Here is a 12,297-nt window from a genome sequence, read left to right as displayed (position 1 = left end):
TGTCAAAGTTTTACTACTCATTTAACCCAGACGGACTGACACTTCCACATCATCGCCAAAAGCCACGGAAAGATAGCCGTTTGCAGGTGACCGCACGTGGTCCAGATACACCTGATTATAACTGGCGTCGTCCGCGACAATCAGCGTGCCCGGCCGGAAACGGCTTTCGAGCAGTTGTAGAATGTCGTCATACAGCGCTTTGGCACCGTCGAGCACCAGCAGGTCGATTGTCTCTGGCAGATTAACCGCCAGTGTTTGCAGCGCATCCCCGGCGCGGACTTCCACTAAATCTGCCACGCCGCCTTCCTGCAAATGCTCACGGGCTTTCGCGACTTTCGCCGGTTCGAACTCGCTTGTGATCAACCGGCCACCGCCATTATCACGCAGAGCGGCGGCCAGATGGAGTGTCGACAGGCCAAATGAGGTGCCGAATTCCACCACCGACGTTGCCTTAGAACTGCGGGTCAGCATGTAAAGCAGTTTGCCGGTATCGCGGGAAACCGGCAGCCACATGTCCTTCAGCAAACCGTACAAATCAAGATATTCCGTTTTGCTGTGCATCATGCGCGTGGTATCGCTTTCTGGGATCTGCGAGAAATCAAAACCGGTCGCCGTGCTGGCTTCGCTGAACAGGCGGTCAAGTAAAGGCGCCATCGGGGCGCTGGACAGGGTATTTTTTGTCGTCATCAGTGTGCTGATAGTCATCTTAAAAGTTTCCTATATCAGATTGAGCACATCGGCGTGCTTGACTAAAATGCGAGGGATTCATCGCGTTAAAAATTATGCGATGATTTCCTCGCATTCACTATTCGCATTCTCTGATAGGAAAAACGCGCCCATGACAAACCGCCAGACCCCGCAGGTTTCCTCGCGAAAAGAGCCCAAGCAGTCCCGTTCTGCGGAGCTGGTCGCCACCATTCTGGAAGCTGCCACTCAGGTTTTAGCTAAGGAAGGCGCGACCCGGTTTACCACCGGGCGCGTGGCCGAAAGAGCCGGGATCAGCATCGGTTCCCTGTATCAGTATTTCCCTAATAAAGCGGCGATCCTGTTTCGGCTGCAAAATGATGAATGGCGGCAGACCACCGATATGCTGCGCACCATTCTTGCTGACACCACGCAGCCGCCGCTGGTGCGACTGCGCACGCTGGTGCATGAATTTATCCGTTCAGAATGCGAGGAAGCGCAGATGCGCGGTGCGCTCGATGATGCCGCCCCGCTCTATCGCGATGCGCCTCAGGCCCGCGAGGCACGGGCGGCGGGAGAAAGCGTGTTTAACGATTTTATGCGTGAAGTTTTGCCGGAACTCGCCGAAGACAAGCGCGCGCTGGCGCGGGATCTGATTTCCACCACGCTCAGCGCTGTCGGCCGGGATTTTTCTGCCACTCCCCGCACGGGTGATGAAATAAAAATCTACGCAGATGCGCTGGCCGATATGTTTACTGCGTATGTGCAGGTAAATGCATGACATGACGTGAATTTCACAGGTTTAGCGGCTAAGGTAAAACAGCCCGTTTTACTATTAATCTGAACAATGAAACTGAGAGAAACCTGTGACCAATCTGAAAGACGTATGCCGCTGGACTAAAGCCCCCTATCTGATCACCACCGATATCAATCAGGTGGATATTCCTGCCGTCCACGCCTATCTGACCCGCTCAAGCTGGGCACCGGGCATTGACGAACAAACGGTGCGCGATGGCGCCGAAAACAGCCTGAATTTCAGTTTGTTCGACGGTGAAAAACAGATCGGTTATGCCCGGTTCATCACCGATTATGCCACCTTTGCGTACCTGTGCGATGTGTACGTGCTGGAAGAATATCAGGGGAAAAATCTGGGAGCCTGGCTGATTGAATGTGTACAGTCGCATCCGGTCACCGCCAGACTGCGCAGGATGGCGCTCTTTACTTCAACGGCACCGTGGCTGTACGAAAAGTTTGGCTATACGCCGGTCAACGAACCCAATTACACCTGGGTGATCACCCGTCCGGGGATTTACCAGAAGAAAGACTGATCACGGCTGGTGAAAGATTTGATTGTTTTCAGCCAACGTCTGCCATCTCCGTCACTATCCGTACAAAGTTATCGCGGATTAAATCTGCACTGCGCGGATCCCAGGCGATCCCGACCAGCCAGCGGGTGGCTTTGCCGCTCAGCTGCAGCGTTTTCAGGCCGGGCGACGCAATGTGCATGACGCTTTTGGGCAGCAGCGCCACGCCGACTCCGGCCACAACCAGCGCGACAATCGTCTGGATATCTTCGGACTGTTGCACAGAGGACGTGTACAGCTGGTTTTCATCCAGAAAGCGGTCAGTTTGCGTATTCAGCCCGCGTCCGCGATCGGGGTATAAACGCAGCAGCGGTTTCTGTTTCAACCAGCCAGCCACCGTCGTGCCGTTGTCAGCCGGTACCACAAACACCAGTTCATCTTCGAACAAGGCGTGATAACTCAGCGGCGCAGCGGGTGGCACGCGGACAAATCCAATCTGTAATTCCCCGCTTTGCAGCATGTCGTATTGCACAGCGGAAGGCAGATCCTCCAGCGTGATATCCACGCCGGGGTACACTGCCCTGAATCTGGCGATGCACTGCGGCGCAAAGGTAAACGCCGACAAACCGAACCCCGCCGCAAGCAACCCTTCTCCGCCCTTTTCCACCTGACCGGCGTGCTGCATAAAAGCTGTCATTTGCCGCAGCACTTTCTCCGCTTCCGGTAAAAGGCGTCGTCCTCCCGGCGTGAGCGCCGTGCCGTGGCGACCGCGGTCAAACAGCGTCACGTTAAGGGTGAATTCCAGCAAACTGATCTGCTTGGTCAACGCCGGCTGCGAGATGGAAAGCTGATTTGCCGCCGCGGCGTAATTCCCTTCCTGTGCCAGCGTGACAAACGCTTTGAGCAAACGCGTATTCATTTTTACATTCCGTTTGGTTATCACAATAAGAAAACTATTCATTATAAAGTTATCAGCCGCATTGCTCTAATACCAGCTCTGATACCAGATCAGTTTCCCCCCTTAACGCTACGGAGAATAACCATGACGGCAACGATTAAAACGGCGGTAGTGCAGTTTCAGCATCAGGCCGGAAACAAAAAATATAACCTGATGATGATGGAAGGTTTTATTCAGCAGGCGGCAATTAACGGCGTGCAGATCCTGGCGTTTCCGGAAATGTGTATCACCGGCTACTGGCATGTGCCGAAACTGGATAACGACGGTGTGGCGGCGCTGGCCGAATCTGTGGAAACTGGTTCCTCCGTGCGCCTTATCCGCAAACTGGCTGTGAAACATCAGATGCTGATTGGTGCCGGTTTTATCGAACGCGGCGATGACGGGCGTCTTTACAACGCCTACGCTGCCTGTATGCCTGACGGATCTGTTTATACACACCGCAAAATGCACGCGTTTGAACATCCTTCTATCAGTTGCGGTGATGCGTATACCGTGTTTGATACGCCGTGGGGCGTGAAAGTGGGGATCCTGATTTGCTGGGATAACAATCTGGTGGAAAACGCGCGGGCGACGGCGCTGCTGGGTGCAGACATTTTACTGGCACCGCATCAGACCGGCGGCACAAATTCCCGCAGCCCTTATGGCATGAAACCCATTCCGCTGGAATTATGGGAACAACGCGCCACGCGCCAGGAGGAAATCACCGCAGCCTTTAAAGGCGCCAGTGGTCGTGAATGGCTGTTGCGCTGGCTGCCTTCACGGGCGCACGATAATGGTATGTTTATCTTGTTCAGCAATGGCGTGGGCGCAGATGACGATGAAGTCCGCACCGGTAACGCGATGATCATCGACCCCTATGGCCGCATCGTTAAAGAAACCTGGGCGGCGGCAGACGCGATGGTGAGTGCTGAACTGGATCTTTCGCTCATTCCGATGAGTACCGGAAGACGTTGGATGGCAGGCAGGCGTCCGGAGCTCTACCACACTCTGACTGAGCGGCAGGGCTACGAACGTGATGCGATTACGGCGCGTTTTTCCGAAGAATTACCGGGAATTAAAACGCGCTAAATACCCCAGACCTTAAGGGATGTTTCAGGCGAGCACTGAACCCACCAGATAAAACATCACCATGCTCAGAATTACCACTACCACCGTATTTCGGATAAACAGCGCGAACATCACGCTGAAGACGGTTCCCCAAAAATACGGATTATCGGGAAAGGCGCGCAGTGCGCCGTTTTCAGCCACGATAATCGGGCCGCAAATTGCGGTCAGTAAACACGGGGCGGCGTATTTCAGCGCCTGATTGACGAATGCCGGTAAGCGCACCGGCAGACGTGGCTCAAGAAATACATAACGGTTGAAAAACACCACGCCCGCCAACGTCAAAAGCAGTGTCCAGCTCATTCGTTTTCCCCGCACATCCGCGCAATAATCAGTGAAACCGCCATGCCTGACAGTCCGGCAATGATGATCGCGCCGGAGAAATGCAGCGCGGTGAACAGCATCGATAAGCCCAGTGAACTGCATACACCCGCCAGGACCGCAGGCCGGTTAATCATCGGCACTACCAGCGAGGCAAATGTCGCGATGATGGAAAAATCGAGGTGAAAACGCGCCAGATCAGGCACTGACGACGCCATCACAATGCCTGCCAGACTGCACAACACCCAGCACAGATAAAAAGTCAGCCCCGCGCCAATCATAAATCCGGGCGTCAGAGGATGGCGCTCTTTATGCGATGCGCTGAGTGCGAACAGTTCGTCTGTCAGCAGAAATCCCACCGGAATGCGCAGGCGCGCCGCGAAGGCGGAAACAGGTTTTCTCAGCGTCAGGCCGTACAAAAAGTGTTGCGCGGTGAGAAAGAAAACCGACACCACGATCACCGGCAGACTGGCACCGGACATCAGCATCGCCAGCGTCACCAGCTGCGCGGCTCCGGCGTATATAATTGCCGACATCCCGAGGCTTTGCGAAAACGTCAGGCCGGACTGCACCGCCATCGAACCGGCCAGAATTCCCCACGGGATAACCGACAAACACAGCGGCAGCATGGCGACCATGCCGTAAAAAAAACCGCTGCGGCCGGTCAGATTTTTGGAAAGAGTCATGTTTAAAGTAAGCCGTAATGGATTGAACGGCTACTGTAGGCGGGCGGGAAATTCAGGTCTTGAATGAGATTGCTGCCGGTCAGAAAATTTTATGCGCTTTCACGAACTGACCGGGCGTGACGCCAATCGCCCGTTTGAAATGGCGGTTGAGATGGCTTTGATCGGCAAATCCGGCCAGCAACGCTGTTTCTCCGATAGGCACGCCGCCGAGCAGACAGGCTTTGGCCTTACGTAACCGCGCCTGAATCAGCCAGGAATGCGGCGATAATCCGACCACTTTCTTAAACTGACGCAGAAAATGCCAGGTGCTCAGCCCCGCGGCTTCAGCCAGTTCTGTCAGGCCAAAATCGGCTTCAGGACAATCGTTAAGTAAGTCTCTGATACGCAGAACCTGTGCTTCGGCACCGCTCAGCGGGCGCGGCGTGACAGGCGATGAACAGTGGCGCATCACCAGCCAGGTCATCGTCGACATCAGCATGCTTTCCTTGAACAGCTTATCGCCCGGCTGCATCAGCACGTCAAAGGTGAACTGTAGCTGCCGCGCCAGACCGGGGTCATACACCACCGGCTGCGCAAACCACGGGATTTCGCCGTTGATACTCAGCACATCGCGGGACAACGCCTGCATCAGCGAAGGATGCGGATAAATGGCGCGGTACGCCCAGCCTGTGTCGGTGCCGGCCTGTCCGGTATGCACTTCATCGGGATTGACCAACACGATATGACCCTGTGGCGCGCAGTGTTCACCGCCGCTGCGGTAAAACCGTTGCGCGCCGTTTTCGATCAGTAAGATGCAAAACGTTTCATGGACGTGACGCGAAAAACATTGTTCACGGTATCGCGCGTTAAGCATCTCCAGCCCGTTAAATTCGGCCAGATGATAATAATTTGCCTGTTCTTGCATGGGGATTACTGTACCGGAATGACGTATTTCTGGAAAAGAGGTTTCTGTATACCGACTCTGTTTTGGAAAATCTTGAACAAAATTGCTGTGCGGATGTTTTCTCTGACGCCAAAAACCTCTCAGAAAAACGCATCCCGCAGCAGCGACGCGCCCGCCACCAGAAGCATCACATCGATCAGCCGGTTGAATGCGTTATCTGAAATACGGACGACCCACTTTTTACCGATTAGCATGCCGGCCACCAACGTCCCGCCAACCAGTAAACCGCTGACCAGCACATGCCACGGCATTGCACCAATGGCACTAAAGGTCGAGGCTTTGGCGAAGTAAATCGCAAAGGAGGCCGCCGCTTCGGTCGAGAGCAATGCGCCTTTCACCAGTCCGTAACCGGCGAAAATGGGAATGGTCAGCGGGCCGGTTGAGAACACCAAGCCGGTCAGAAATCCGGTCAGTGCGCCCGCCAGCGCCAGTTGCAGGCCGGTGAGGGGCAGCGCTTTGGTTTTTGCAAAGTGGCGCAGAGGGATCAGCAAAAAAAAGAACAGGCCGATGCAGATATCCGAGAGCCGCGCGGGCATCACCCACAGGGTATTCGCGCCCAGCACGGCTGCCGGAATACCGGGCACGGAATACAGAAAGAACGCTTTCAGATTGATGTCTTTACGCCACAGCAGCACGCGGGAAATATTGCCGACAATCGCGGCAACGGCCATCACCGGGATGGCGGTTTTTGGCCCGAACGTCCAGGCCAGTGCGGGCAGTAAAATAATCGAACTGCCGGTGCCCACCATGCCGCTGATAATGCCCGCAAGAATGCCCGTAATGGCAATAACCGCATATAACACGTTGCCTCTCCTTTGCTGATAAGTGATAGCGGCGATGTTAGCGCTGGGCTGCGGGCATGACCCGTGATAAAAAGTCACATAATGGTGAGTAAAAGGAGAATTCATGCACGCACTTCCCCCGCTGACGGCGCTGCGCGCCTTTTTTGTGGCCTGCCACGCGGGCAGTTATACCGCCGCAGCGCAGGAGCTTTGCATCACGCACGGCGCGGTCAGCCGCCACATTCAGGTGGTGGAGAAATGGTTTGGCGTGAATTTATTCACAAAGGAAGGACAACGGCGGGTGCCGACGCCCTATGCCCTGACGCTGGCGCGGGAACTGGGCAGCGCGTTTGATACGCTGTCTGATATCGCCCTGCGCTACGGCAACGGCGGGCGCAATAATGTCTTCAACGTCAGCGTGCCAACTACCATGAGCCTGAAATGGCTGCTGCCGCGGCTCGATGATTTTTACGCCCGTTTTCCGGCAGCCAACTTACAGATTTCGACCGCCAATACCGAACAGCTGCACATTGTCGGGCATTACGATCTGCTGATCCGCCGTGAACTCAGCGCCACGCAGTATTCGGCAATCCCCTTTCTTGGTGATACTCATTGCCTGATGGCCTCACCCGCACTGCTCAGCCGTTTGACGATTAAAAAACCAGAAGATGTGCTGAATTGTCTGCGTATTGAAACGCTGACGCGTCCCGGTCACTGGAATTTGTGGCTGGCAGCCGCAGGGCTTGGTAAAGCACCGGTCAGCGGTTTTCGCCGGTATGACCATTTTCACGTTTCGTTGCATGCGATGCTGGAAGGGATGGGTGTCGGGCTGGGGCCGGTCAGTACGTTATCGGCGGAAATCAGTCGCGGAAATCTGGTGCCGCTATTCCCGGAAATCACCGTCGCGCCTTGTCAGTATTTCGCTCTGACACCGGTCGGTGTACAGAAAACCCTGCTCCACCAGGCCTTTGAAGACTGGCTGGTGGAGCAGGGTCAGAGTGGTGATGAAAAAGCGTATCAGTCGTAGTTTTCGCCGTATAAACCTATCAGGCGTCGCACAACGCCGTTGGTCCAGCCGAAGCCGTCCTGTAACGGGTATTCCCCGCCGCCACCTTCACGCGGCGCACCACCGGAAATGTGGTATTTCTCGATGAGTTTATGATTTTGCTGATAAAACTGATTCACAGTTTTCAGCCAGCTGCGGGCAATCTGGTCTCCCAGTGCGTCGTTGCCATACAGCTTGAACCCCTGAATTGCCATCCATTGCAGCGGCGCCCAGCCGTTAGGTTTATCCCACTGTTCGCCGGTTTCGTATTCAGTGGTCATCAGCCCACCCGGTGTCAGCAGGCGTGACTGTACTGCTTGTGCAATACGCACGGCCTGATGGTGTGTGGCCAGTCCGACGTACAGCGGCACCACGCTGGCGGCTGAAAACAGCGCCAGCTGCTGACGGTGCCAGTCGTAATCACGGAAGCACCCTTCGGTTTCATCCCACAAGTAGCGGTTGATGGCTTCGCGTCGGTTTTCCGCTTTTTGCCGGAATTCCGCTTCGGTTGCCCGGTCGTTATTCAGCCCGGAAATATTAGCAATGGCGCTTTCCAGTTTGAATAAAAACGCGTTCAGGTCGATGGGAATAAACTGCGTGGTGCGGATACTGGCCAGCCGGTGGCCATCACGCAGCCAGCGCGAGGAGTAATCCCAACCGGATTCGGCACCGGCGCGCAGGTCGCGATATACTTCATTGGCGGGACGACTCGAGTGCTTCGCGGTTTCCACATCTTCGCGCCAGGACTCATCACGCGGCGTGTCCCTGTCATCCCAGTAACGGTTGAGCAACGTGCCGTCAGGCAGACACACCGCATGGCGGTAAGCCTGATTGGGCGCCAGTGAATCGGCACCGTCCATCCAGAATTCATATTCCATTTTCAGATGATCAAGATAACGACGCGCGCCGCGCACGCCGTCCTCTTCAAACAGTTCGACCATCAGCGCAAAGACCGGCGGCTGCGAGCGGCTGAGATAATAAGTGCGGTTACCGTTGGGGATATGCCCGTAAATCTCGATCATCCACGCAAAATTATCGGCCATGGTGCGCAGCAAATCGTTACGACCACTTTCCGCCAGGCCCAGCATGGTGAAGTACGAATCCCAATAGTAGGTTTCGCCAAAACGCCCGCCGGGTACCACGTAAGCCTGTGGAAGGGGCAAAAGTGACGACCACGACACGTGGTCTTCCGGCTGGCGCGTCAGCACCGGCCAGAGTTTGTCGATGTGCTGTTTAAGCGAATCACCGGGATCAGACACGTATTCATCACCATGCGGTTCCGGCAGCCAGAAATGCGCCTCGACAAAGCGTTTCAGGTTAAAGCCCGGATGGTTTTTGATCCGCCGGTAACGCAGCAGGATATCCAGCGGATCCATTTTGGGCGGGCAATCGGGAAAGGTTTTGCTGTCGGCAAACAATTGCGAAGACTGAACGCTGGTGAACAGTTCCATATAACGGTCAGCCGGCGTTAAAGCATCGGAAGGCGGCAGCCCTTCGATCATCTCCGGTTCCGGTTCGGCGTCCATCATCCGGTCAAGGATCAGCTCAATAGGCTCGAGTTCGCTCAGACGAAACTCTTCGCCTTCCCGTGCTGCGATCTCCTTCGTCTGGTGTTTCTCATTTAGCATAAGCTACAGCCTTTTGGTTTGAGGGCTTTAAACATTGAGACAGCGAACGACGGCGTTTTATTGCCCGCCGTGCAGCGTCAGATTGTGCAGATCGCGCAAATAGGTTTCACGCCAGTTCGCGATATCATTTTTAGTCAGCACGGCCATCATGTCGTTGTAACGCGCCTGACGTTCGGCCAGGGGCATGGTCAGGGCTTTATCCAGCGCCGCCGCCACGTCATCACGGTCATAAGGATTGACAATCAATGCTGACGTCAGTTCATTCGCCGCCCCTGCGAATTGCGAAAGTACCAGCACACCGGGGTCTGCCGGATCCTGTGCCGCGACATATTCTTTCGCCACCAGATTCATGCCGTCACGCAGCGGCGTCACCAGCCCGACATCGGTCAGGCGGAACAATTTCATCAGCAGACTGCGCTGGAAATGCTGATTGAGATAAAACAGCGGCGTCTGATTCATGCTGCCGTATTTACCGTTGATGCGCCCGACTTCGGTTTCCAGCTGATGACGCAGTTCCTGATACGCCTGCACATCGCCGCGCGAGGTCGGCGCAATCTGGGTATAACGCACTTTGCCGCGATGCTGCGGGAATTTTTCCAGCAACGCTTCAAAGGCCAGAAAACGCTCCGGCAGTCCTTTGGTGTAATCAAGACGTTCGCAGGAAATAATATTTTGCGCTTCGCGAAGTTCGCGTTCAATGGCCGCCATTTTCGGTGGCAGCGGCCCTTCCGCCATCTCTTTGATACTTTCTGGCGCAATGCTGATCGGATACACGCCGGTCGTAAACGTATTGCCAAACGCCTGATGCGTGCCGGAATCCGTCTGTTCCAGCGACGTCAGCTGACTCAGATTATCCAGAAACGCCTGACGGTCGCTTTCAGTCTGGAAACCGAGCAGATCGTATTCGCTCATCATTTTGATAAGCTCATCGTGCGTCGGTACGGCGTTGAAGATTTCCGGCGTCGGGAACGGAATATGCAGGAAGAAACCGATGCGGTTTTTCACACCCAGCTTGCGTAACGCGGAGGCGAATGGCAGCAGGTGATAATCGTGGATCCATAAAATGTCGTCGTCTTTGATCAGCGGCTGCAATCTTTTCGCCAGCAGGTCATTGACGCGGCAGTAGCCATCCCAAGCTTCACGCTGGAAATCGACCAGATCGGTGCGGTAATGCAACGCTGGCCAGAGGACGGCATTGGAAAACTGGCAGTAATAGAGGTCGTAATCGTTCTGATCCAGCGGCACCGAGGCATAAGTGATGCCGTCATCTTCGACCACACTCAGCTCATCCTGGTCGTCTTCGCCGGAAATCTCGCTGATTTCGCCGTTCCAGCCAAACCACAGGCCGGACGTGTTTTTCAGAGCGTCAAGGATCCCCACGGCCAGCCCGCCTGCGGACTTCGACCCGTCAGGAATAGCAATTCGGTTAGATACAACAACCAGGCGGCTCATAAGTTTGACTCCTTAGAAATGTGAGAAGGATGGGAAATTTCTTCGTGACGCTGTAACTTTTTTATCCATTGATGGACGTCACTGACATGCTTTACCCGATACTGCGCCAGACTGGAACCTTCGCCGACTTTCACGGAGATGCCCTTCATGGCGTTGACGACTTCAAACCCTTTTTCATCTGTCAGGTCATCGCCGACAAACACAGGCAGACGTCCGGCAAACGGTGGTTGCTGCATAAAATCATAAATCGCCGCACCTTTGTCTTTGCCGCGTGGCTTGATTTCAATGACGCATTTCCCGGGCTGGAGCACCAGCTCAGGGTGTTTCGCCACCACCGATTCCGCCAGTTCGAGAACGTGCTGCTGATGGAGCATCGCCTGACGGTAATGCAGCGCGAAGGCCATTCCTTTGATTTCCAGCAACGTGCCGGGAAGTTTTTGCATCCCGGCGGCGAGCGTTTCTTCAACGTCTTTTGCCATCTGCGCCGGTAACGTCACGCGGTGAAATTGTCCCGCGCCATCGCGCATTTCTGCGCCGTGGACACCCGCTGCGGGCAGAATTAACGGCGTGACCAGCTGATCCAGTTGTTCAACCGGACGGCCGGAAATCAGCGCCAGCGCGCCGGAGGACGCAGCAAACAACGTCTGCAAATGCTGGCGGACTTCGGACGGAATGGTCACGGCGTCGGGCTCATCGCAGATTTCGGCGAGGGTGCCATCGACATCGAAAAAGAAGGCGTATTGTTGACTGTCCGGGTGCGGAAGTAGCGGTGTTTCGGAGGTGTTTTCCTGAATTTCTGAGGTCAAAGTAGTTCTCCTGCTGATAAGTTACGACACAACGCATCATTGCGCTGAAAACCTTCGGGCGTTTTCTTGTTTTTTATTTTCGAATTTCGAGTAAACAAATTTCGAATAAACAAATATAGCCCCTTATCAGAGCACCGGCGGGATTATCAGATTTATCCACAAGCCCGCCGATGCCGGTCTGCATTGAAACAAACTTCAGAAAACCCCCGATAAAGTGACAATGTCACTCATTAAGATATTCTCCGATATCAATCACTTTGATCCCCTTCCGGTACGCCAGCGCAACACACTCCGCCGTGTCTTCTCCGCCTGAAAAAGCCAGCACCACATCCGGTCTGCTGTCTTCAAACATGAAGAGATTGCGGCGAATTTCTGCGTGTTTGCCGTGCAAAGACCAGTTGGCCGGATAGCGCACGACGTGGACATTTGCGCCGCGCGCCCAGCGTTCAATTATTCCCCCCAGAGACTGATGGCCGCCGTGAATAATCACGCTGACGGTTTGCGATTGAACATATAAATCCAGCACCCGTGTCACCGTATGTATATCGGCATAAAAGCGCCCTGCGCAAATCAGAACCCTCATC

Annotated in this window: 14 protein-coding genes; 4 read left to right on the top strand and 10 right to left on the bottom strand. The window is 54.8% G+C overall.

From position 1 onward, the window contains the following. Positions 1-21: 21 nt before the first annotated feature. Entirely contained in the window at positions 22-705 is a 684-nt protein-coding gene (locus tag J1784_RS18125; protein ID WP_238485584.1) for an O-methyltransferase, read from the bottom strand. A 133-nt stretch (positions 706-838) separates the two neighbouring features. Here J1784_RS18125 and J1784_RS18120 point away from each other — a divergent pair, with 133 nt between their 5' ends. Both J1784_RS18120 and J1784_RS18115 read left to right on the top strand, forming a co-directional pair. Then, on the top strand, positions 839-1,465 hold the full coding sequence (locus J1784_RS18120) for a TetR/AcrR family transcriptional regulator (RefSeq protein WP_217150343.1): 627 nt from the start codon (positions 839-841) through the stop codon (positions 1,463-1,465). Positions 1,466-1,550: 85 nt separating this feature from the next. Next, complete coding sequence (locus J1784_RS18115; RefSeq protein ID WP_217150342.1) at positions 1,551-2,012, top strand: GNAT family N-acetyltransferase; 462 nt, start codon at positions 1,551-1,553, stop codon at positions 2,010-2,012. A gap of 28 nt (positions 2,013-2,040) precedes the next feature. On the opposite strand, the gene J1784_RS18110 is transcribed toward J1784_RS18115, so the two are convergent. After that, positions 2,041-2,907, bottom strand: coding sequence for a LysR family transcriptional regulator (locus J1784_RS18110; protein ID WP_217150341.1), 867 nt, complete (start codon positions 2,905-2,907; stop codon positions 2,041-2,043). Positions 2,908-3,030: 123 nt separating this feature from the next. Here J1784_RS18110 and J1784_RS18105 point away from each other — a divergent pair, with 123 nt between their 5' ends. Then, positions 3,031-4,014, top strand: a complete 984-nt coding sequence (locus tag J1784_RS18105; RefSeq protein ID WP_217150340.1) for a nitrilase family protein — start codon at positions 3,031-3,033, stop codon at positions 4,012-4,014. 24 nt (positions 4,015-4,038) lie between these two features. On the opposite strand, the gene J1784_RS18100 is transcribed toward J1784_RS18105, so the two are convergent. The 4 genes from J1784_RS18100 to J1784_RS18085 all read right to left on the bottom strand — a co-directional run bounded on the left by J1784_RS18100 (position 4,039) and on the right by J1784_RS18085 (position 6,908). Then, positions 4,039-4,353, bottom strand: a complete 315-nt coding sequence (locus J1784_RS18100) for an AzlD domain-containing protein (protein WP_120508824.1) — start codon at positions 4,351-4,353, stop codon at positions 4,039-4,041. After that, positions 4,350-5,057, bottom strand: coding sequence for an AzlC family ABC transporter permease (locus J1784_RS18095; protein WP_217150339.1), 708 nt, complete (start codon positions 5,055-5,057; stop codon positions 4,350-4,352). The genes J1784_RS18100 and J1784_RS18095 overlap by 4 nt, the downstream gene beginning before the upstream one ends. Before the next feature lie 79 nt (positions 5,058-5,136). Continuing rightward, positions 5,137-5,961, bottom strand: coding sequence for an AraC family transcriptional regulator (locus J1784_RS18090; protein WP_120508825.1), 825 nt, complete (start codon positions 5,959-5,961; stop codon positions 5,137-5,139). 119 nt (positions 5,962-6,080) lie between these two features. Next, positions 6,081-6,908 carry a sulfite exporter TauE/SafE family protein gene (locus tag J1784_RS18085; protein ID WP_217150338.1) on the bottom strand — a complete coding sequence of 276 codons (828 nt, stop codon included), beginning with the start codon at positions 6,906-6,908 and terminating at the stop codon, positions 6,081-6,083. On the opposite strand from J1784_RS18085, the gene J1784_RS18080 reads away from it, so the two are divergent. Continuing rightward, on the top strand, positions 6,907-7,809 hold the full coding sequence (locus tag J1784_RS18080) for a LysR substrate-binding domain-containing protein (RefSeq protein WP_120508827.1): 903 nt from the start codon (positions 6,907-6,909) through the stop codon (positions 7,807-7,809). The genes J1784_RS18085 and J1784_RS18080 overlap by 2 nt on opposite strands. On the opposite strand, the gene treF is transcribed toward J1784_RS18080, so the two are convergent. The 4 genes from treF to J1784_RS18060 all read right to left on the bottom strand — a co-directional run bounded on the left by treF (position 7,800) and on the right by J1784_RS18060 (position 12,296). Continuing rightward, positions 7,800-9,455, bottom strand: a complete 1,656-nt coding sequence (gene treF, locus J1784_RS18075; protein WP_217150337.1) for an alpha,alpha-trehalase TreF — start codon at positions 9,453-9,455, stop codon at positions 7,800-7,802. The genes J1784_RS18080 and treF overlap by 10 nt on opposite strands. Positions 9,456-9,512: 57 nt before the next feature. Next, on the bottom strand, positions 9,513-10,907 hold the full coding sequence (gene otsA, locus J1784_RS18070; RefSeq protein WP_217150336.1) for an alpha,alpha-trehalose-phosphate synthase: 1,395 nt from the start codon (positions 10,905-10,907) through the stop codon (positions 9,513-9,515). Beyond that, positions 10,904-11,713 (bottom strand): trehalose-phosphatase, encoded by an 810-nt coding sequence (gene otsB, locus J1784_RS18065; RefSeq protein WP_217150335.1) that lies wholly within the window; start codon positions 11,711-11,713, stop codon positions 10,904-10,906. The genes otsA and otsB overlap by 4 nt, the downstream gene beginning before the upstream one ends. Before the next feature lie 223 nt (positions 11,714-11,936). Then, positions 11,937-12,296, bottom strand: coding sequence for a DUF2493 domain-containing protein (locus J1784_RS18060; protein WP_217150334.1), 360 nt, complete (start codon positions 12,294-12,296; stop codon positions 11,937-11,939). Position 12,297 lies beyond the last annotated feature (1 nt).

Origin of the sequence: Rahnella ecdela, assembly GCF_019049625.1 — a bacterium.
GTDB lineage: Bacteria > Pseudomonadota > Gammaproteobacteria > Enterobacterales > Enterobacteriaceae > Rahnella > Rahnella ecdela.
The sequence above is the reverse complement of the archived record's forward strand: the minus strand, read 5'-3'. Positions and strand labels throughout refer to the sequence as shown.